Annotated in this window: 16 protein-coding genes and 2 tRNA genes; 15 read left to right on the plus strand and 3 right to left on the minus strand. The window is 72.0% G+C overall.

What is annotated here, in order from left to right:
* Positions 1-18 precede the first annotated feature (18 nt).
* The 6 genes from RCR19_RS18965 (at position 19) to RCR19_RS18990 (ending at position 5,617) form a co-directional block, all read left to right on the plus strand.
* Positions 19-330: a hypothetical protein gene (locus RCR19_RS18965; RefSeq protein WP_059127321.1), complete on the plus strand. Its 312-nt coding sequence runs from the start codon at positions 19-21 to the stop codon at positions 328-330.
* Positions 331-558: 228 nt separating this feature from the next.
* The gene (locus RCR19_RS18970; RefSeq protein WP_331266234.1) at positions 559-1,545 is read left to right on the plus strand and encodes a bifunctional MaoC family dehydratase N-terminal/OB-fold nucleic acid binding domain-containing protein; all 987 of its coding nucleotides are present in this window, start codon (positions 559-561) and stop codon (positions 1,543-1,545) included.
* Positions 1,546-1,571: 26 nt separating this feature from the next.
* A complete protein-coding gene (locus RCR19_RS18975) occupies positions 1,572-1,967 on the plus strand; it encodes a MaoC family dehydratase (RefSeq protein WP_331269485.1) in 396 nt (131 codons plus the stop codon).
* On the plus strand, positions 1,964-3,130 hold the full coding sequence (locus tag RCR19_RS18980; RefSeq protein WP_331266235.1) for a lipid-transfer protein: 1,167 nt from the start codon (positions 1,964-1,966) through the stop codon (positions 3,128-3,130). Before RCR19_RS18975 ends, RCR19_RS18980 begins: the two co-directional genes overlap by 4 nt.
* Positions 3,131-3,297: 167 nt before the next feature.
* Complete coding sequence (locus RCR19_RS18985; RefSeq protein WP_059127318.1) at positions 3,298-3,852, plus strand: SigE family RNA polymerase sigma factor; 555 nt, start codon at positions 3,298-3,300, stop codon at positions 3,850-3,852.
* Between the two features lie 121 nt (positions 3,853-3,973).
* Positions 3,974-5,617 carry a long-chain fatty acid--CoA ligase gene (locus RCR19_RS18990; RefSeq protein WP_331269486.1) on the plus strand — a complete coding sequence of 548 codons (1,644 nt, stop codon included), beginning with the start codon at positions 3,974-3,976 and terminating at the stop codon, positions 5,615-5,617.
* Positions 5,618-5,704: 87 nt separating this feature from the next.
* Here RCR19_RS18990 and RCR19_RS18995 read toward each other — a convergent pair whose 3' ends face one another.
* Together RCR19_RS18995 and RCR19_RS19000 are read right to left on the minus strand one after the other, a co-directional pair.
* On the minus strand, positions 5,705-9,715 hold the full coding sequence (locus RCR19_RS18995) for a PAS domain-containing protein (RefSeq protein WP_331266236.1): 4,011 nt from the start codon (positions 9,713-9,715) through the stop codon (positions 5,705-5,707).
* 187 nt (positions 9,716-9,902) lie between these two features.
* Entirely contained in the window at positions 9,903-10,382 is a 480-nt protein-coding gene (locus tag RCR19_RS19000; RefSeq protein ID WP_331266237.1) for an SSI family serine proteinase inhibitor, read from the minus strand.
* Between the two features lie 300 nt (positions 10,383-10,682).
* Between RCR19_RS19000 and RCR19_RS19005 the strand changes: the two genes are divergently transcribed.
* Positions 10,683-10,773, plus strand: a tRNA-Ser gene (locus RCR19_RS19005).
* Between the two features lie 219 nt (positions 10,774-10,992).
* Positions 10,993-11,065: transfer RNA gene (locus tag RCR19_RS19010), tRNA-Arg, on the plus strand.
* A gap of 1,067 nt (positions 11,066-12,132) precedes the next feature.
* On the opposite strand, the gene RCR19_RS19015 is transcribed toward RCR19_RS19010, so the two are convergent.
* Positions 12,133-12,570, minus strand: coding sequence for a hypothetical protein (locus RCR19_RS19015; RefSeq protein WP_331266238.1), 438 nt, complete (start codon positions 12,568-12,570; stop codon positions 12,133-12,135).
* 183 nt (positions 12,571-12,753) lie between these two features.
* On the opposite strand from RCR19_RS19015, the gene RCR19_RS19020 reads away from it, so the two are divergent.
* From RCR19_RS19020 to RCR19_RS19050, 7 genes are all read left to right on the plus strand, one after another.
* On the plus strand, positions 12,754-13,509 hold the full coding sequence (locus tag RCR19_RS19020; protein WP_331266239.1) for a hypothetical protein: 756 nt from the start codon (positions 12,754-12,756) through the stop codon (positions 13,507-13,509).
* 63 nt (positions 13,510-13,572) lie between these two features.
* A complete protein-coding gene (locus tag RCR19_RS19025) occupies positions 13,573-14,439 on the plus strand; it encodes a DUF2797 domain-containing protein (protein ID WP_331266240.1) in 867 nt (288 codons plus the stop codon).
* Between the two features lie 109 nt (positions 14,440-14,548).
* Positions 14,549-14,899 (plus strand): antibiotic biosynthesis monooxygenase, encoded by a 351-nt coding sequence (locus RCR19_RS19030; protein WP_331266241.1) that lies wholly within the window; start codon positions 14,549-14,551, stop codon positions 14,897-14,899.
* Positions 14,900-15,140: 241 nt separating this feature from the next.
* Positions 15,141-15,881, plus strand: a complete 741-nt coding sequence (locus RCR19_RS19035) for a response regulator transcription factor (protein ID WP_331266242.1) — start codon at positions 15,141-15,143, stop codon at positions 15,879-15,881.
* A complete protein-coding gene (locus tag RCR19_RS19040; protein ID WP_331266243.1) occupies positions 15,878-17,533 on the plus strand; it encodes a HAMP domain-containing sensor histidine kinase in 1,656 nt (551 codons plus the stop codon). Before RCR19_RS19035 ends, RCR19_RS19040 begins: the two co-directional genes overlap by 4 nt.
* 14 nt (positions 17,534-17,547) lie before the next feature.
* Positions 17,548-19,044: a bifunctional glycosyltransferase family 2/GtrA family protein gene (locus RCR19_RS19045; protein ID WP_331266244.1), complete on the plus strand. Its 1,497-nt coding sequence runs from the start codon at positions 17,548-17,550 to the stop codon at positions 19,042-19,044.
* Positions 19,041-21,266, plus strand: coding sequence for a glycosyltransferase family 39 protein (locus RCR19_RS19050; RefSeq protein ID WP_331266245.1), 2,226 nt, complete (start codon positions 19,041-19,043; stop codon positions 21,264-21,266). Before RCR19_RS19045 ends, RCR19_RS19050 begins: the two co-directional genes overlap by 4 nt.
* Positions 21,267-21,462: the final 196 nt, after the last annotated feature.

Below are 21,462 nucleotides of genomic sequence, written 5' to 3' on the forward strand. Positions count from 1 at the left end.
GAGTTCTGGAGGAAACACATGGCAATCATCCGTACCGCTCGTGTCCTCGCCGTCGTCGCTGCCCTGCCGCTCGCCGCCACTCTCTTCGCGGGCGTCGCCTCGGCGGACAACGGCGCGTTCGCGGACGACGGATCGAACGCGGCAGCCGCGAGCATCACCGGCAGTGGAGTCGGACGCGACAACAGGGGAAACTCGTCCACCACGCAGCAGCAGGCGGTCGGCTTCGGTGCCTCGAACCGGAGCAACACCGCCCAGGTGAACGGTTCGGCGTTCACGGCCATCGACCAGAGGAACGAGACAGTGGCCATCAACTTCACCAAGCTGTGGTGAGCAAGGGGCCGGTGCGCGCCCGCCGGCCCTGAACTCCCATGGTGTGTGCTTTCCAGGGTCATCACACGTCCGCGCGGCGGCACTTCGGTGTCGTCGCGCGGACGTTTTCCCATGTCCGTGGGTGTCCCCAGGGGGTACCGCGACCTTGACAGGCCACTGTATCTGACGGACAGTCAGGTATCGTCGTGAGGAACAACCCCGTCTCCGCAACGAGGTCCGGGAGGCCCGATGGTCATGCCGAACAGCGGCGAGGAGGACGTCTCGGCACGCTCCACCACGGCGGAGCAGGGGCCGGCCGCGCGTCTCAGGACGTACGCGGGGCGCCCCGCCGCCGTCGCGGGCGTCGGCAGGGACCCGGTCAACGCGCCGATGATCCGGCACTGGTGCGAGGTGCTGGGCGACACCAACCCCGCCTACACCGGTCCGGACGCGATCGCCCCGCCCACCATGCTCCAGGTGTGGACGATGGGCGGCCTCTCCGGCCACGCGGGGCGCACGGAGGCGTTCGACGAGCTGCTCGGACTGCTCGACGAGGCCGGCTGCACCTCGGTCGTCGCCACCGACTGCGAACAGGAGTACCTGCGTCCGCTGCGGCCCGGGGACGAGGTCACGTTCGACGCGGTGATCGAGTCGGTCTCGGACCGGAAGCGGACGAAGCTCGGCACCGGGTACTTCGTCACGACGCGGATGGACGTACGGGTGGCGGGTGCGCCGGTGGGCACCCACCGGTTCCGGATCCTCAAGTACGCCCCCGCCCCCGTCGGTACCGGCGCCCGAAGGCCCCGGCCGGTGATCAACCGGGACAACGCCGGGTTCTGGGAGGGTGTCGCGCGGCACCGGCTGCTGATCCAGCGGTGCTCCGGCTGCGGCACACCGCGCTTCCCCTGGCTGCCGGGGTGCGGTGCGTGCGGCTCGCCGGACTGGGACACGGTCGAGGCCGGCGGCGAGGGGATGGTCTACTCCTACGTCGTCGTGCACCACCCGCCCTTCCCCGCCTTCGACCCTCCCTACGCGGTCGGCCTGGTCGCGCTGGCGGAGGGCGTGCGGATCGTCGCCGACGTGGTCGGGGTGCCGTACGACAAGGTGCGCATCGGCATGCCCGTTCGCCTGGAGTTCCACCGGTACGACGAGGAGCTGCAACTCCCGGTCTTCCGGCCCCTCGACGGGGACGGGCGACCGGGGGAGCCGATGGGCCTCGGGGAGGAGCCGGGATGAGGGGCGGTGGGCCACGGGCCGGTGCGGTGCGGGTGGGGACGCGGCTGCCGCCGCTGGAGATCGAGATCACGCGCACGCTGATCGTGGCCGGGGCGATCGCCTCCCGCGACTACCAGGACGGGCACCACGACCCGGAGTCGGCCCGCCGGAAGGGGTCCCCCGACATCTTCATGAACATCCTGACGACCAACGGCCTGGTCGGGCGGTACGTCACGGACCACTTCGGCCCGAACGCGGTCCTGCGCAAGGTGGCCGTCCGGCTCGGCGCGCCCAACCGCCCCGGCGACACGATGGTGCTGACCGGGACGGTCGAGGAGGCCGACGGGGACACGGTCACCGTGGGCGTGGTCGGCTCGAACGGCATCGGCCGGCACGTCACGGGCACGGTCACCCTCACCCTTCCGGGCGGGGGTGCAGGATGAGCGTACGGGCGAAGGACAGGCTGGGCGGACGGGCGGCGGTCGTGGGGATCGGGGCCACCGAGTTCTCCAAGGACTCGGGGCGCAGTGAGCTGAGGCTTGCGGTGGAGGCGGTGCGTGCCGCGCTGGACGACGCCGGGCTGTACCCGGCGGACGTGGACGGCATGGTCACCTTCACGATGGACACCAGTCCCGAGATCACCGTGGCCCAGGCGGCCGGCATCGGCGAGCTGTCCTTCTTCTCCCGCATCCACTACGGCGGCGGCGCCGCCTGTGCGACGGTCCAGCAGGCCGCGCTCGCCGTGGCGGCGGGGGTGGCCGAGGTCGTGGTGTGCTATCGCGCGTTCAACGAGCGCTCGGGCCGCCGCTTCGGCTCCGGCGTACAGCACCGCGAGGCGTCGGCCGAGGGCGTGGCCCTCGGCTGGTCCCTGCCGTCCGGGCTGCTCACCCCCGCCTCCTGGGTGGCGATGGCCGCCCGGCGGTATCTGTACACCCATGGGCTGACGCCGGACGCGTTCGGCCAGGTGGCCGTCGTGGACCGCGCCTACGCGGCCACGAACCCCGCGGCGTACTTCCACGGCCGGCCGATCACGCTCGCCGACCACGCGGCCTCCCGCTGGATCGTGGAGCCGCTGCGGCTGCTCGACTGCTGCCAGGAGACGGACGGCGGCCAGGCCCTGGTGGTCACCTCCGTGGAGCGGGCGCGCGACCTGCCGCACGTCCCGGCCGTGGTCGCGGCCGCCGCCCAGGGCGCAGGACGCGCACAGGAGCAGATGACCAGCTTCTACCGGGACGACCTGAGCGGACTGCCCGAGATGGGCGTGGTGGCCCGCCAGCTGTGGCGGACGTCGGGGATGGGGCCCGCGGACATCGATGTGGCCGTCCTCTACGACCACTTCACGCCGTTCGTGCTGATGCAGCTGGAGGAGTTCGGGTTCTGCGAGCCCGGCGCGGCGGCCGGCTTCGTGGCCTCGCGGACCCTGCCGCTGAACACCCACGGAGGGCAGCTCGGGGAGGCGTATCTGCACGGGATGAACGGCATCGCCGAGGCCGTACGGCAACTGCGCGGCACGGCGGTGAACGGGATATCCGGTGCCGCCCGCACGCTGGTCACCGCGGGAACCGGCGTTCCCACCTCGGGTCTGATCCTGACGGCGGACGGCTGATGACCGATGCCCCGGTGCCCGGCTCTCAGGGATGAACCCTCAGGGGGCGTACAGGCTCGTCCACCTTCAGGAGGTGGGGCCGGCCCCCCGCCTACAACCTGAGGGGGACACCGCTTCGGGACCTCCGGCCGATCCGCCGCAACACGGGGCGAACCTAGCGTTGAGCCATGACCACACCCGTCTGCACCAGCGCTTCGAACGCCATGACGCGGACCCTCCCGTACCCGTCGTTCTCGTCGTACGTGAAGGCCCGCCAGCCGGTGCTGCTGCGCACCGCCCGGTCGCTGACCGCCAATCCGAGCGACGCCGAGGACCTGCTGCAGACCGCTCTGGCGAAGACGTACGTCGCCTGGGAGCGGATCGAGGACCACCGTGCGCTCGACGGGTACGTCCGCAGGGCCCTGCTGAACACCCGGACCTCGCAGTGGCGCAAGCGCAAGGTCGACGAGTTCGTCTGCGACGAGCTGCCCGAGCCGGAGGGGACGCCGGGCGCGGATCCCGCCGAGGAGCAGGCGCTGCACGACGCCATGTGGCGGGCCGTCATGAAGCTGCCCGCACGCCAGCGCGCGATGGTGGTCCTGCGCTACTACGAGGACCTGAGCGAGGCCCAGACGGCCGAGGTGCTCGGTGTGTCCATCGGCACGGTCAAGTCGGCGGTGTCCCGTGCGCTCGGCAAGCTCCGCGAGGACCCCGAGCTGGAGCCCGTGCGCCAGGCATCCTGAGCGAACCCTGATCGATCATCCCGAGGGCTAGTGACATACCGAACGGTATGTGCGCAGAATGCGCTACCCCCCTACCACCGCGTAGGCAACGTCGCCCCGGGAGGACGCCGTGCAGAGCACGATGCAGGACGTACCGCTGCTGATCTCGAGGATCCTGACCCACGGATCCACGGTCCACGGATCGTCTCAGGTGACCACCTGGACCGGTGAGGGCGAGCCGCAGCGCCGCTCGTACGCCCAGGTCGGCGCCCGCGCGGCCCAGTTGGCGCACGCTCTGCACGAGGACCTCGGCGTCCGGGCCGACGACCGCGTCGCCACCCTGATGTGGAACAACGCCGAGCACGTCGAGGCCTACTTCGCGATCCCCTGCATGGGCGCCGTACTGCACACGCTCAACCTGCGACTGCCGGTGGAGCAGTTGACCTGGATCGTCAACCACGCCGCCGACCGGGTGGTCGTCGTCAACGGCTCCCTCCTGCCGCTGATCGCTCCCCTCCTGCCGCACCTCAAGTCGGTCGAGCACGTGGTCGTGTCGGGCCCCGGTGACCGTTCGCTGCTCTCCGAGGCAGGCGCCCAGGTGCACGAGTACGAGGACCTGATCGCCGGGAAGCCGGTCGACTACGACTGGCCGGAGCTGGACGAACTCCAGGCCGCCGCCATGTGCTACACCTCCGGCACGACCGGCGACCCCAAGGGCGTGGTCTACTCCCACCGTTCCGTCTATCTGCACTCGATGCAGGTCAACATGACCCAGTCCATGGGTCTCACCGACGAGGACACCTCGCTCGTCGTGGTTCCGCAGTTCCATGTCAACGCCTGGGGTCTGCCGCACGCCACCTTCATGACGGGCGTCAACCTCCTCATGCCGGACCGCTTCCTGCAGCCCGCGCCGCTCGCCGAGATGATCGAGAACGAGCGGCCCACGCACGCCGCGGCGGTCCCCACCATCTGGCAGGGCCTGCTCGCCGAGCTGACGGCCCGGCCGCGTGAGGTGTCGTCCCTCACCCAGGTCACCATCGGCGGCTCGGCCTGCCCGCCCTCGCTCATGGAAGCCTTCGACAAGCTCGGCATGCGGGTCTGCCACGCCTGGGGCATGACCGAGACCTCCCCGCTCGGCACGGTGGCTAGGCCGCCGGCCCATGCAGTGGGCACCGACGAGGAGTTCGCGTACCGGCTGACCCAGGGGCGCTTCCCGGCCGGAGTCGAGGCCCGGCTCACCGGCCCCGGCGGCGAGCGGCTGCCCTGGGACGGCGAGTCGGCGGGCGAACTGGAGGTGCGCGGCCCGTGGATCGCCGGGGCCTACTACAACGGTCCCGACGCCGATCCGCTGCGCCCCGCCGACAAGTTCAGCGAGGACGGCTGGCTCAAGACCGGGGACGTCGGGACGATAAGCCCGGACGGCTTCCTGACCCTCACCGACCGTGCCAAGGACGTCATCAAGTCCGGCGGCGAGTGGATCTCGTCCGTAGACCTGGAGAACGCCCTGATGTCCCACCCGGACGTCGCCGAGGCCGCCGTCGTCGCCGTCCCGGACGACAGGTGGGGGGAGCGCCCGCTCGCCACCGTGGTGCTGAAGGAGGGGGCCACCGCGGACTTCGGCGCACTCCGGCTGTTCCTCGCAGAAGAAGCCAAGATCGCCAGGTGGCAGCTTCCCGAGCGCTGGACGATCGTCGCCGCGGTGCCCAAGACGAGTGTCGGCAAGTTCGACAAGAAGGTGCTGCGCAGGCAGTACGCGGCGGGTGAACTGGAGATCACGCAGATCTGACCCGCACGACAGGGGACCCGGGGCGGTGTTCCACGACGCACGCCGCACCGGCTCCCCCGTGCGTGCGCGACGGGCTTCGTGGCCAGGTCAGTTCGTGCCGACCCGGGCCAGCAGGTCCACGATCCGGTCCTGCACCTCGGGGGTCGTCGAACGCTCCGCGAGGAACAGCACCGTCTCGCCGGAGACCAGCCGGGGCAGATCGGCCTGGTCGACGGCGGCGGTGTAGACGACGAGCGGGGTGCGGTTGAGCAGGTTGTTCGCCCGCAGCCAGTCGACGACCCCGGCCTGCCGGCGGTGGACCTGCATCAGGTCCATCACCACCAGGTTCGGCCGCATCTGAGCGGCCAGCGTGACCGCGTCCGTGTCCGAGGCGGCCCGTGCGACCTGCATTCCGCGTCGTTCCAGCGTCGCCGTGAGAGCCAGTGCGATCTCCGCGTGCTCCTCGACGAGCAGGACGCGCGGAGGGTGCTGCTCGGAGTCGCGTGGCGCCAGGGCCTTCAGGAGCACCGCCGGGTCGGCGCCGTACGCGGCCTCGCGTGTCGCCTGGCCGAGTCCCGCCGTGACCAGTACGGGCACCTCGGCGGCGACCGCCGCCTGGCGCAGCGACTGGAGCGCCTTGCGGGTGATCGGACCGGTGAGCGGGTCGACGAAGAGCGCGGCCGGGAAGGCGGCGATCTGCGCGTCGACCTCCTCACGGGAGTTGACGATGACGGGCCGGTAGCCGCGGTCGCTGAGGGCCTGCTGGGTCGTCACGTCCGGGGCGGGCCACACGAGCAGCCGGCGCGGGTTGTCCAGCGGCTCGGGGGGCAGCTCGTCGTCCAGCGGCCGCGTCTGGGGCTGATCGGCGACCTCGACGGCACCGCCGGGCCCGTCGAGCGGCTCGGGTCCTTCGTCGGCGTTCTTGTCCGGGGCTCCTATGGCGTACGACCGCCCGGCGCCCTCGCTGGCGCCTGCGAGACGGGACTGCCCGGCCGACGACGACTGGGCCGAGGAGCCCTGCGGATGCTGGCGGGCCGCCGTCTCCGGGCTCTCGCCCGCCGGGTCGGGCGGCGTGCCGAGCTTGCGGCGTCGTGCCGAGCCGGCGGGCTGATGCGGCGCAGGTGTCGGCGACTGGGACCGGGGCTGGGCCTGCGGCTGTGCCCCCTGACGGGCGAAGGGCACACCTTGCCCGAGCGTGCGCACACTGATCGCCCGGCCCTGCGTCGAGTTGGGGTCGACGGGCGCGGCGGCCTCGGCGGGCAGGGGCTGGGCGGTGCGCGGCCGGGCGGTGCGCTCCGGGGCCGGTGCGGTGCCCGCCGCGGGCGTCTGCTGCGCGGGCACGGGCGTTCCGGCGCCCGTGGTGTCACCGGAGGCCGGCCAGGACTGCGCGGTCGCGGGGGTGCGTGTGCCCCTCTGGGGGACACCGCCCGCGGGGGCCGTCTGCGCGGGCACCGACGGAGCCGGTGCGAGCGCGGCAGGCGCCGATGGAGCGGGGGCGGACCGCCCCGCCGCCTGCCGGCCGTCCATCGGGCTCTGCGGCGCGGTCCCCTGCGGGGGAACGGCCGCTTTGGCGACCGCGGGCGCGGGGGCACCTTGTGCGGGGACACCCTGGCCGGGCGTCGGCTGCGCGGGCACGCTTTGAGCGGGCACCGTCGCGGCGGGAGCCTGACCGGAAGCCGGACGGGCCCGGCGGCGGCCCGTGGGCGCGGACACGGGATGGGGCTGAGGGGGCGTGTGGTCCTGGGCCTGGTCGTGCGACACCTGGTCGTGGCGGCCGTCCGCGGCCCGGCCGGGGTCGGGAGCGTCCCGCTCCGGTGTGCGGTCCGCCTCCGCCGGCGGCAGCGCGAACACCGTCCGGGGAGCGGAATCGGCCGCGGCGGCACGCTCGTTCGCGGCGGCCAGGGCGCGTCGGCGGCGCCCGGTCGGCGCCGGGTCGGCCTCGTCGGACGCCGGGGTGGCCACCGCGGGCAGTGCGGGGGGCAGCGCCTGCGGCGCGAGCTCGCCGCGGGAGCCCTGGCCCGCGGGTACGCCCCGTGGCGACACGGCCTGCCCCAGCCCGTTGGCCGAGGCGGGGCTGCCGGCGGCGTGTTCGGCGGCGGTCGTCACCGAACCCTCGGACACCCCCTCGGCACCCTTGTCGACCGGGCTCGGGCGTCCGCGTCGTCGTCCCGTACCGCCGGAGGCCGAGGTCTCGGCACCGCTCTCGTCCGTCGCGGCGGTCGGCGCCGGCGTACCGGCGGCCTTCTCCTCAGCCGCGCGCCGCCTGCGTCGGCCGGTGGGCGCGGCGGCCGGGTCGGCGGCGACGGGAGTGTCCGACTCGCTCTCCAGGAAGGCGTCCACGGACGACCGGCGGGCCCGCCGCCGTCCGCCGCCCTGCGGTGCCGCCTGCTCCTCGGGCGTCTGCCCGGTCGCGGGCTCCTCCGCGGGTGTCACGGCCGGGGGCGGCGTCATCGCCCCGGCACCGCCGCCGATCGGCACCTCGAGCACAAACGCGTTGCCGCTCATCCCCGGCACCTCGTGCGTCTGCAGCACACCGCCGTGCGCGCGCACGATGCCGCTGACGATCGGCTGGTGGACCGGGTCTCCCCCGGCGTACGGGCCGCGCACCTCGATGCGGACGACCTCGCCGCGCTGGGCGGCCGCGACGACGACGGTGTTGTCCATGTAACCGCCCGCCGAGACGGGCGCGTTGCCCGTGGCGTCGACGCCCGCCACGTCCGCCACGAGGTGCGCGAGCGCCTGTGCGAGCCGCTGCGGGTCGACCTCGGCCTCGATGGGCGGGGCATGGACGGCGAACTGCACGCGGCCGGGCCCGATCAGCTCGACGGCGCCGTCGACACCGGCGGCGACCACCGCGTCGAGCATGACGGCGGTGCGGACGAGCGGGACCTCGCCGGCGTCCAGGCGCTGGTAGCCGAGGACGTTGTCGACGAGTGTGGTGATGCGCGAGTAGCCGGCCGCGAGGTGGTGGAGCACCTGGTTGGCCTCGGGCCACAGCTGGCCGGCGTCGTCCGCGGCGAGCTTGGACAGGCCGCCGCGCAGTTCGTCGATGGGGCCGCGCAACGACTGCCCCAGCAGGGACAGCAGTTGATCGTGCCGGACGGTCAGAGCCTCGTAGCGGTCCTTTTCACGCTCGCCGAGCGCCGCGTAGCGCTCGTCGCCGGCCGCGATCTCCTCCGCGTGCCGTTCGTGCAGCTCGGCGAGCTCGGCGGCGTGCTCCTCGCGCAGCCGCCGCAGCTCTTCCTCGTGCTCCTTGGCGAGTCGCTCGAGCTCCTGCTCGTGCTGCTTGAGGGACTCCTCCTTCTCCGCCGTGAGCGCGTCGAACGGGCGCCGGTCGGTGAACGTCATGACGGCGCCGACGAGCTGGTCGCCGTCGCGCACGGGCGCGGTCGTCAGGTCGACCGGGACCCTGTCCCCGCTCTTGGACCACAGCACCTGCCCGCGCACCCGGTGCTTGCGCCCGGAGCGCAGGGTGTCGTGCAGCGGCGACTCGCCGTACGGGAAGGGGGAGCCGTCCTCGCGCGAGTGCAGTACGAGGGTGTGCAGCTCCTTGCCGCCCAGATCACTGGCGCGGTAACCGAGGATCTGGGCCGCGGCCGGGTTGACGAGCACGACCCGGCCGTCGGTGTCCGTGCCCACCACACCCTCGGCCGCGGCGCGCAGGATCATCTCGGTCTGCCGCTGCGAGCGGGCGAGTTCGGCCTCGGTGTCGACGGTGCCGGACAGATCGCGGACCACGAGCATCAGCAGCTCGTCGCCGGTGTAGCCGTGGCCGTCGTACGCCTGCCGGCCGTCCTCGAGGTTGGCGCTGGTGACCTCGACGGGGAACTCGCTGCCGTCCGTGCGGCGAGCGATCATCCGTGTCGGCTTGGTCCGGCCGTTGGCATCGAGGGAATCGGGCTGCCGCATGGACCCGGGGATCAGCCGCGAGTCGAAGTGGGGCAGCAGGTCGAGCAGTCCGCGCCCGACCAGAGCGGTCCCGGGCGTCTCGAAGGCCTCGAGGGCGATGGTGTTGGCGTTGACGACCGTTCCGTTGGCGTTGACCAGCACCAGTGCGTCCGGAAGCGCATCCAGTATGGCAGCGAGGCGAGCAGCGCCTCGGGATGGCCTGCTGCTCACGAGACGCTTCCTCCCTGTTACCGCACCTTGCCGACCGCGGAGGCCATCTTGCCAATCGGCCCGCAGCGTGTCACGGGAGGGATTCTACGGGCAGAGACCCAGCCTGCGGCGCCGGATGAGAGGGAGGTCGCACGCGGAAGTCTCGCAGAACCTGTGACCGCGCAGGTCGACGGGCGGAACCCGCGTATCACCCGTGACGTCGTCCCGGGCCGGCGAGGATCCGCCGGGGCGGATTCTGCGAACGAACGTCCGGCAGTAGGGGCACCAGATCGTCCCAGCGGGACATCTGACAGCCGTCGCCGCGGCTGTAGCGGGCGTCGACCGGCCGCCCGGCCCAGACCCCGGTGACGTGGGCGGTCGCCGGGCCGCCGTACTGCATCGTGCACAGACTGCGCGGCGGTACCGGAGCGAAGGGGTCCCGGCCCCAGACGGTCCTCTTGTCGAGCGTGCGGCAGGCGCGGACGGGGTCCGGGTGGCTGCCGAGGTCGGGATGACAGCGCAGTACGTACGTCCCGTCGGCCTGTCCCGCGTGGCGCACGGTGACCACGAGCCGGTCGCCGCGGGGGGCGGGTCCGCGGCCGTGGGCATGCGCGGTGACGGGTGCCGCGGCCGCGGAGAGAAGGAGGACGGCACCGAGGACCATGCCGCGTGAGATGAACTGGACCATGCCGGGACTAACGGCGGTGGCGGAGGACGGTTGCGCTCCCTGCGCCGGCCGTGGTCCTCCCGGCCCACTCGCGGGGCCGGCGAGGGGTCCCGGCGGGGGCACCGGGCGGGAGGCGGCCGGGCGGATGCGTCGGGAGCCGGGCCCCGGGACGCCGCCTGCGGATCCGCGGTGCGGTTCGCGGCCCAGTGCTTTGCCCTGCGGCCTTTCCGCCTAGTACCGTGGGGGTCGATTGGTGACACCCCGCTCGGCTGTGTCATCATCTGCACGCACCACTCGCGCTCGCGCGGGAGCGGTTGTGCTGGAGGCGTCGCCTAGTCCGGTCTATGGCGCCGCACTGCTAATGCGGTTTGGGCCTTAAAGCCCATCGAGGGTTCAAATCCCTCCGCCTCCGCGTTCGATCACCGAAGCCCCGGTCCGTACGGCCGGGGCTTCGGCGTTCCCGGGGCTGTCAAGAGGGGTCGGGCGCATCCGCCAGATATGGCATTTTCGCAGGTCACAAGGGGTTCGCCAAATGGATTTCACATGGCGGCGGCAGTCATGTAATGTTCTTCCTGTCGCCGAGAGCGGGCCGCAAGGGCCGGGAGTGGCGGAGAAAAAAACAGAAGAACAAGCACTCGTAGCTTAACGGATAGAGCATCTGACTACGGATCAGAAGGTTGCAGGTTCGAATCCTGCCGAGTGCACACAGATCAGAGGCCCCGGAGTGATCCGGGGCTTCTGGCATTTCGGGGCCGTGCGGCAGCGAAGTACGGCAACGGCGTTGGCCGGTACCGCCCATGGCTTCGGACGGCCTGCCGATCGCGGCGTGCACCTTCAGTGCGTCCGGATCAGGGGACGTCGACGGGCGAAGAGGCCGGCCGCGAGCCGAGCGCCGTACCGCCACCGTCACGTATGCGGCAGCGCGAGCGGACCGAGCGACCCGTACACGGGCCGAGGGAGGGCCGGTTGCTGCCATGCCGTGGCCGAGCCCGTTGTGGGAGTTCCGCCGGGTTCATCGCCGTGGGGAGTCCGGGATCGGTGAAGCCAGGGCCCCGAAGTCCCTCCGTCGGCCTCGGGAACGGGTCGCGGCGTCGACTTCGGCTCCTCGGCCCGGATCCCGGCACGGGGCGAGGCCGACTGGCCACCGGATCGGCCGGCACTCGCGCCGGGGCCGCAGTTCTTCGGGTGTGCCGTGGGCGACTGCTGGTGTCCCCGTCCGGTCCTGCAACGGTCGGACCTCTTCCGGTGGGTCTCGATCAGCGACCCGGTGAGGCCGTTCTGCCCGCTCGCGCCGTCCTTCCCCCTCCTTCCCGTATGACCCCTGTCGCCCTCGTGACCACGTCTCCCGTCCCGACCGGGCTTGCCGTCCTTGCCCGGCAGGCCGGTGGGACCGGTCGGGCCAGGAGGGCCGGAGGGGCCGGGGGGACCGGGAGAGACGGAGTCGACATAATGTCCCTGGAGGTCGATGTGCTGTCCCCGCAGATCGTCGATCTGCATTTGATGGGCGACGATCGCAGTTGTCTGCGCGACGAGCGCGACGATCAGTGATGCGCCGAGCACAAGGTCACGCCGCGGCCTCCGCAGCGCTTCTTTTACGCTACTCACCCAACCCATTACACTCCGTAGCGAGTTCACGGGGCCGTGTTCCCGACGTGGGACGGCCCACTGGTCACCGGTTCGGGTGATGCTCCTCCTGGTGTCGCGCTTCGTCGGGGGTTGCTGTGCGCGACCGGAGTGATCCCCGTGCGGTCACGCACGGGTTGAGTACGTTTCAGGGCGTTGCGGACGGGCCGGCCGGGAGGGCCCGGTCGTCGTCGTCGTCTTCGCTGTCGCTCCCGGTCTCGCTCGAGGTCGCCCCGGTGGCGGCGTTCTCCCCGTCCTTCCCGTCCTTGCCGTCGTGTCCGTCCCGGCCGTCCCGGCCGTCCTGCCCGTCCTGCCCGTTCTGTCCTTCCCTCCCGTCCCTTCCGTCCCTGCCGTCCTTGCCCGGCGGGCCGATCGGACCGGTGGGGCCCGTGGGGCCGGGTGGACCGGAGGGGCAGGACTCGACGGAATGCGCCTGGAGGTCGATGTGCTGTGCCTGCAGGTCGTCGATCTGCACATGCTGGGCCACGAGTGCGGCCGACTGCGCGACGAGCGCGACGATCAGCGATGCGCCGAGCACAAAGTGGCGCCGCGGGCCGCGCAGCGCTTCGATTACACTTCTCACCATGCCCCCTCACGCTGTGTCACGGCGTGAGTGTAAATGACGAAGAATTGGAGACCGCGGACCTCCTCGGCGAGTGCGCCCGCGGCGACCCGTACGGTCGCCGTCGTCTGCACGGGGGCGAGTCCTCCGGCTCGCTCAGGTCCTGTTTTCGGGCCGTCCACCGAAGCGGTCGGTTAATGTGCGCGAATGCCGAACGTACGCACGCATGGCAGCTACCGGACAGGCGGGCTGTGGGCCGGGGCCGGGATCTCGTTCGGTGCCCTCGTGGTCGGTTGCGGAGTGGCCCTGCTCGGCATGCTCGAATTCGACGAGCGGTGCAATCACGGGCTGATCCGGGGACCGGGCCGGCTGCTGCGGGTGCGGGAGCAGGCGTTTCCCCCCGCCACCGTCTGCGAGTTCGAGCGTGGAGACGTCTCCTCCGCCGGGGGGACGGGAGTGCTCGGCGCATTGCTCTGGCTCGGCATGGTGGCCCTTGTCGTCTGCCTGGTCGTGGCGCTGGTCGCTGAGTGGTTCGAACCGCGTCTCGGCAGCGATCTGGTGGTGCCGACGACGAGGGGCCGGAAGCTGCGGCGCACGGGGACCGCCTTCTTCGTCACCGGCTCCGTCTTCCTCATGTTCTACGCGTTGGCCGGGTGGAGGCTGTTCACGGGTCCGGCGTCGGTCTGCTCCGCGGGAGCGGACTGGGGGGCCAATGCGCCGCGGACTCTGGCGTACAGCTTCTTCCCACCGCAGGCCACCTGCCAGTACACGAGCGGCTTGACGCGAAGGATGAACCCCGAATGGGTCGCGTCGCTGTTGATGGCGTCGGCCGTTCCCGCGTTGCTGGCCGGGGTCGGATGTGTGCTCGCCTGGCTGCGTCTGCGTGCGGAGCGGCGGGAGACGCGTCCCGGCACTGCCGCGGCGGACTCCGCGCTCGCGGATCAGGGCCGGTCCGCTCGCTGAACGGCGGCGCCCGCGTCCGCCGGGACCCGCCGCTGTCGGTGGCGGAGCCTAGGCTCGGGGGCGATGACTCAGGCGTGGAGATGTACGGGGCTGCGGTGGGGTGAAGGCGGGCCCGAGCTGGCGTGGGAGGGCGGGCGCCGCAGTGGTCTCGAACGGGGCAAGCGGGTGGCCTTCGCCGTTCTGCCGACCGGTGTGCGCACATGTGTGGGGGCTCGTGGGAACGCCTGTCCCGTCCTGGCCGAGGTGTCCGGGCGGAGTACCGGTGCGCGATGCGAGGAGTGCGCTCGTCTCGACCGCGCGCACTCCGTCGCCGCCGATACCGTCGCCGACGACCCGCGGCCGTATCGCGTGTATCTCGCGTGGTTCGGGCCCGGCATGATCAAGGTCGGGATCACCGCGGCCGAGCGCGGCCCCGCGCGGCTCCTCGAACAGGGTGCCGTCTGCTTCAGCCGGCTGGCGTGCGGGCCGCTGATGGCGGCGAGGCGTGCGGAGGAGCTGCTGCGGGCCGCACTCCGGGTACCGGACCGGATTCCCTACGCCGACAAGCGTGCGGTGCGGGCCGGGTTGCCGCCCCTCGGGGAGCGGGTCGCCGAACTGGCCGAGCTGCACAAACGGGCCGTGGCCCTCGACGGGTGGCCGGAGTCGCTGGAACGGGCGCCGTTCCGCGCCGTCGACCACAGCGGTGTGTTCGGGCTCGACGGGCTGCCCCGCATGGACGGCGTGGTGACCGAGCTCGCCGCCGGCGGCACGGTGAGCGGGGAGGTGCGGGCCGTCGCCGGGCCCGATCTCCATCTGGCGACGGCGCGGGGGCTTCTGGTCCTGGACACGCGGTTGATGCCCGGGTGGGAGCTCACGGCCGCCGCACGCCACGAGGTGACCGTACCCGTACGCAGGTCGGTGGAGACGGACGTGCAGGACGGGTTGTTCTGACCGTCCCGGACCGGCCGGCCGCCGTGGGACGGTCAAAAGGCGGACACCTTTCGGACCCCGTACGGCAAGAGGCTGGACGGCCGGCACGGACACGACTGATCGTGATGACATGAGCGATCACCCCGTTGCGCCTGTCGCCGCCCATGAACCGCCGTACTACGCCGTTGTGTTCACCTCCGTGTACACCGAGGAGGACAAGGGATACGCAGAGACCGCCGAGCGGATGGAGGAACTGGTCAGGGACGTCCCCGGGTATCTGGGCATGGACCACGCCCACACCCCGGGCGGGCTCTCGATCACCGTCGGGTACTTCCGGGACCTGGCCGCCGTCGAGGCGTGGCGGAGCGATCCGGAGCACCGTACGGCACAGAAGCAGGGACGCGCGCAGTGGTACGAGGCGTACACGCTGCACGTCGCCAGAGTCGAGCGCAGCAATGCGTTCCGGCGACCGCGGGACTGAGCCGGTCCACCGCGGGCCCTCCTCCGAGGCACCGTCATCTCCCGGTCCACGCACAGGTTCCCGGGCAGGCGGGCCCGTGCGCCCCGGCCCGGGTTCGCCCTCGCGGCGAGGTTGCGGCCCCGGAGGCGAGGTCGTTCCACGGACCTTCCCAGGAGTTGTCTGAGAGGCACCTGTGCGTTTCTCAGGGAAATTACAGATTGACGAAAGGGCTCTCTCAGAGCACCTCGACAAGGTGTCCACCATGACCATGACCTCGCCCCAGGGGCGCACCGAACTGCTGAGGCCGGACGGGAGCCCCGTCCGTGTGCTGGTGGTGGACGACGAGCTGTCCATCACCGAACTGCTGTCCATGGCCCTTCGCTACGAAGGCTGGCAGATCCGCAGCGCGGGTGACGGACAGGGCGCCCTGCAGAGCGCCCGTGAGTTCCGGCCCGACGCCGTCGTCCTGGACATGATGCTCCCGGACATGGACGGGCTCACCGTCCTGGGCCGGCTGCGGCGCGAACTGCCGGACGTGCCGGTGCTCTTCCTCACAGCCAAGGACGCCGTCGAGGACCGGATCGCGGGGCTGACCGCGGGCGGCGACGACTACGTCACCAAGCCGTTCAGCCTCGAAGAGGTCGTGGCCCGGCTGCGTGGTCTGATCCGGCGGTCCGGTGCCGCCGACCGCCGCTCCGGCTCCGTGCTCGTCGTCGGTGACCTCACCCTCGACGAGGACAGCCACGAGGTGTCGCGGGCCGGCCAGGGCATTCACCTGACCGCCACCGAGTTCGAACTGCTCCGCTTCCTGATGCGCAACCCGCGACGGGTGCTCAGCAAGGCGCAGATCCTGGACCGGGTGTGGTCGTACGACTTCGGCGGGCAGGCCAACGTCGTCGAGCTCTACATCTCGTACCTGCGGCGGAAGATCGACGCCGGGCGTGAGCCGATGATCCACACGCGGCGCGGTGCCGGTTATCTGATCAAGCCCGCCGCGTCATGAGCACCCGGCGACGGCCGCGGACGCAGCGGCGGGTACGACAGCCGCGCACGCTGCGGACACGGCTCGTCGTCTCTGCGGTGACGTTGATCGCCGTGGTGTGCGCGGTGATCGGCACGGTCACCACGATCGCGCTGGGCCGGCATCTCGACCAGCAGAAGAACGCCCAGGTCACCGACGCCGGTCGACGTGCCGCGGGGCTGCCCAGGGGCGCACTCGACGACGGGGGGCCGCCCGCTCCCGTTGGGTCGGCCGTCCCGCCCGTGGTCGACTCCACCGGAACGGGCGAGTCGACGGACGACAAGCTGGACTTCATAGTGACCCGGGGAGGGGCGCAGCCCGGGTCCGTCGCCGCCGTCGTCGACCCGAGCGGCAGGATCGTCAAGGCGGCCGTGGCCGAGTCGCGCAACGACAGCAGCGGCGGCTTCAAGGGCATGGTCGCCAAGGGGCTGAACGCGTCCCAGGCCGCCGCGCTCTCCTCCGTGCCGAAGAGCGGCATCCACACCGTCGACATCCCGGGCCTCGGCGAGTACCGGGTCACCTATGTGGAGGGAACCCGGGGCAACTTCTACATCGGGTTGTCCACCGCCGACGTCACCAGCACCGTCAACACCCTCATCGTGGTCGAGGTGAGCGTCACGGCCGCCGGCCTCGTGGCCGCCGGTATCGCCGGATACGTCCTCGTCGGCATCGCCACCCGTCCTCTGCGCAAGGTCGCCGCCACCGCCACCCGGGTCTCCGAACTGCCGCTCCACAGCGGCGAGGTGACCCTCGACGAGCGGGTACCGGAGTCGGAGACCGATCCGCACACCGAGGTCGGCCGGGTGGGGGCCGCGCTCAACCGCATGCTCGACCATGTCCACGGCGCCCTGCACGCGCGGCAGCAGAGCGAGATGCGTGTGCGGCAGTTCGTCGCGGACGCCAGCCACGAACTGCGCACCCCGCTCGCCTCCATCCGCGGGTACGCCGAGCTGACCAGGCGCGGGCGGGAGCAGACCGGCCCCGACACCCGGCGCGCGCTCGCCAGGATCGAGTCCGAGGCCGATCGGATGACCCTGCTCGTCGAGGACCTGCTGCTGCTCGCCCGGCTCGACGCGGGACGGCCCCTCCGGTTCGAGCAGACCGATCTGGTGCCGCTCGTCGTGGACACCGTCAGCGACGCACGCGCGGCCGGACGCGATCACAACTGGCGGCTGGAACTGCCCGACGAGCCGGCGCTCGTGTCGGCCGACGCCGCACGGCTGCAGCAGGTGCTCGTCAATCTGCTCGCCAACGCCCGTACGCACACCCCGCCCGGCACGACGGTCACCATACGTGTGCAACGGCGCGGGCCGTGGCTGTGCGTGGACGTGCACGACGACGGCCGGGGCATTCCCGCGGAGCTGCTGCCGCACGTCTTCGAGCGGTTCGCCCGCGGCGACTCGGCGCGCGCCCGGACCACCGGCTCGACGGGGCTCGGCCTCGCCATCGTGCAGGCCGTCGCCACCGCGCACGGCGGTGCCGTCACGGTCGACAGCGTCCCGGGACGAACCGTGTTCACCATGCACGTACCGGCGTTCACCCCGCGCAGGCCGGCGCCCGATCACGAAACGAAGGCGCAACAGCACTCACAGGCGCACCACAGCACCACCACATGGGTGCGACAGGGCGCTTGAGAAGAGTCGGTGTCATGCGAACCGACTTTTCTCCCGGCGCCCTGCCGACGCGGGAACACCTCCCGGCCGGCGACGCCGGTACGCCGGTCCTGGATGTAGTGATCCCCGTCTACAACGAGGAGAAGGACCTCCGGCCGTGCGTGGTCGGACTGTACGAGCACCTGCGGCGCACGTTCCCGTACGCGTTCCGCATCACGATCGCGGACAACGCGTCCACGGACAGCACCCCCCGGGTGGCCGCGCGGCTGGCGGCGGAGATCGCGGAGGTGGGGTCCTTCCGGCTGGAGCAGAAGGGCCGCGGGCTTGCCCTGCGCACCGTCTGGTCCGCCTCCGACGCCCCGATCCTCGCCTACATGGACGTGGACCTGTCCACCGACCTCAACGCGCTGCTGCCGCTGGTGGCTCCGCTGATCTCGGGCCACTCCGATCTGGCGATCGGTTCCCGGCTCGCCCGGACCTCCCGCGTCGTGCGCGGTCCCAAGCGTGAGTTCATCAGCCGCGCCTACAACCTCGTCCTGCGCGGTTCGCTTCAGGCTCGCTTCTCGGACGCGCAGTGCGGCTTCAAGGCGATCCGCCGTGACGTGGCCCAGGCGCTGCTGCCGCTGGTGGAGGACACCGGATGGTTCTTCGACACCGAGATGCTGGTGCTCGCCGAGCGCGCGGGTCTGCGCATCCACGAGGTGCCGGTCGACTGGGTCGACGATCCCGACTCCACGGTGCACATCGTGAGGACCGCGACCGAGGACCTCAAGGGCGTGTGGCGGATCGGCAGGGCGCTGGCCGGCGGTTCGCTTCCGCTCGACCGGCTCGCGCGGCCCTTCGGCGACGATCCGAGGGACCGGGAGATCGCGGACGTGCCGCGGGGCCTGGCCCGCCAGCTCGTCGGCTTCTGCGCGGTCGGTGCTCTGTCCACCCTCTTCTACCTGGTGCTCTACAGCCTCTTCCGGCAGGTCTCGGGCTCGCAGACCGCCAATGCGCTCGCCCTGCTGGTCTCGGCGATCGCCAACACGGCGGCCAACCGCCGGCTCACCTTCGGGGTGCGCGGCCGAGGCGGCGCCGTCCGGCACCAGGCACAGGGCCTGGTCGTCTTCGCCATCGGCCTCTGCCTCACCAGCGGTTCTCTCGCCGCGCTGAACGCGGCGACCGACAGCCCCCCGCACTCCACGGAACTCGCCGTGCTGATCGCCGCCAACCTCGCGGCGACGATGCTGCGCTTTCTGCTCTTCCGGGCCTGGGTGTTCGTGGACCGGCACGGCGATTCGCGCAGGAACGCGCCGCCCGTCGCCGCCCACGGGCCCTCCTCGCCCGGCTCCTCCACGACGGGGACCGCCCACGACGAGCAGCAGCAGCCGTACGAGCGGCACCACCGCCACCGGCCGGATGAGCAGCCGCCGCGGCCCCAGCCGCCGGCGCCGTACGACACGACCCGGTCCCGCGCCGACGCGGACCACCTCCCCTGGAGCGACGCCACCGTGCCCCCGCAGCACACCGATCCGAGGAACTCACGATGACCACTGACTACGACCGCCCCCGTCACCCGGGGAGCGCCGGGCCCGTCGCGTGGGGGCCGCCGGCCGCGCCCGGCCCGACGGACGCGCCCGCTCCCGGCTCCGGGGCCGGCGAGCCGAAGGGGCCCCTGGTCCGCAGGCTCTGGCGCGGCCGGCCCGAGGACCCGCGCTGGGCCCGCCCCGCGCTCCTCGGCCTGCTGCTCGCCACCGCGCTGCTGTACCTGTACAACCTGAGCGCCTCGGGCTACGCCAACTCCTTCTACTCGGCGGCGGCCCAGGCAGGCAGCACGTCCTGGAAGGCGTTCTTCTTCGGCTCGTTGGACGCGGGCAACGCGATCACCGTCGACAAGCCTCCGGCGGCGCTGTGGCCGATGGCCCTGTCGGTGCGGATCTTCGGCCTCCACTCGTGGACGATCCTCGCTCCCGAGGTCGTCATGGGCGTCCTGACCGTGGCCGTCGTGTACGCGGCCGTCCGGCGCAGGTTCAGCCCTGCGGCCGGGCTGATCTCGGGCGCCGTGCTCGCGCTCACCCCCGTCGCGGCGCTGATGTTCCGCTTCAACAACCCGGACGCGCTGCTCGCACTGCTGATGGCGCTGACGGTCCACTTCGTCCTCCGCGCTCTGGAGGACGGCCGCACCAAGTGGCTGGTGTGGGCGGGCGTGGCGGTCGGCTTCGCCTTCCTGACGAAGACCCTGCAGGCCTTCCTGATCCTGCCCGCGCTGGCCCTCGTGTACGGCGTCTGCGCACCCGTGCGGCTGAGGAAACGACTCGTGCAGCTGGCTCTCGCGACCGTCGCGCTGGTCGTCTCGGGCGGTTGGTGGGTCGCGATCGTCGAGCTGTGGCCGGCGGCCTCGCGCCCGTACATCGGCGGCTCGCAGAACAACTCCTTCCTGGAGCTGACCTTCGGCTACAACGGGTTCGGCCGCATCAACGGGGACGAGACCGGCAGTGTCGGGGGCATGGGTGGCGGCGGTGGCGGGCAGTGGGGGACCACGGGCTGGGACAGGATGTTCAACTCCGAGATCGGCGGCCAGATCTCCTGGCTGCTGCCGGCCGCGCTGATCCTCTTCGTCGCGGGCCTGGTGCTCACCAGGAAGGCGGGGCGGACGGACCCGGCCCGCGGTTCGTTCCTGGCCTGGGGCGGCTCGCTGCTCATGACGGTGGTCGTCTTCAGCTACATGGCCGGCATCTTCCACCAGTACTACACCGTGGCACTGGCTCCCTATGTGGCCGCTCTCGTGGGCATGGGCGTCACGGTCCTGTGGGAGGAGCGGTCGAGGACATGGGCGTCGCTCACACTCGCCGCGGCCGCCACCGCCACCGCCGCCTGGGGGTATGTGCTCCTCGACCGCACACCCGACTACCTGCCGTGGCTGAAGTGGTTCGTCCTCGTCGGCGGTCTGACCGGCGCCCTCGGTCTGATCTTCGTGACCCGGCTCGGGCGGCAACTCGCCCTCGCGGCCGTGGGCCTGAGCTTCGTGACCTCGATCGCGGGGCCGACGGCGTACACCCTCAGCACGGTGAACCAGGGCCACAGCGGTTCGATCGTCACGGCCGGTCCGGCCGGCGCGAGCATGATGGGCGGCCCGGGCGGTGGCGGTATGCGCGGTGGCTTCGGCGGATTCCCCGGCCAGGGCCGGCAGAACGGCAACGGCGAGGCCCAGGGCGAGAACGGCGGGCGCGGCTTCGGGCAGGGCGGCGGCTTCGGCGGGTTCCCCGGCGGAGGCATGCCGGGCGGGAACGGCCAGAACGGCACGACCCCGCAGGGCAATCAGCAGGGCGGCTTCCCCGGCGGTGGCACGGGCGAGGGCGGTATGCGCGGCGGGCGCGGTCCCGGCGGTCTGCTCGACGGGGCGAACGTCGGTTCCGAGGCGAAGAAGCTGCTGGAGAAGGATGCCGGGAACTACACCTGGGTGGCCGCGTCCATCGGCTCCCAGAACGCCGCGAGCTACCAGCTCGCCACCGGTCATGCTGTGATGGCGATCGGCGGCTTCAACGGCAGTGACCCGGCTCCGACTTTGGCCCAGTTCCAGAAGTACGTGGCCCAGGGCAGGATCCACTACTTCATCGCCGGCGGGGGGTTCGGCGGCGGCTTCGGCGGCGGTGACCGGACCGGCGGGTCCGACGCCGGCACGCAGATCAGCTCATGGGTGGAGAAGAACTTCAAGAAGGTGACGGTGGGTTCGTCAACCTTCTACGACCTCACCCGGAAGTCCGCCGGCTGACGGAGGCGTCCCAGAGCGGTGGCCCGGGCATGCGTGCCCGGGCCACCGTTCCTGTGTGCGGGCACACCACCCGTGCCGATCGGGCGCCGCTGGCACGGGAGTTGTCGCGTGGGCCGCGACGGGATGGCTTGCGGTGGCTGCCCGGGATCCCGGCCCCGGGACGGGCAGCGGCGAGGTGTCATGGTCCCGCGCGGCC

The sequence above is a fragment of the Streptomyces sp. WAC07094 genome, from assembly GCF_036320405.1.
GTDB classification, from domain to species: domain Bacteria; phylum Actinomycetota; class Actinomycetes; order Streptomycetales; family Streptomycetaceae; genus Streptomyces; species Streptomyces lannensis.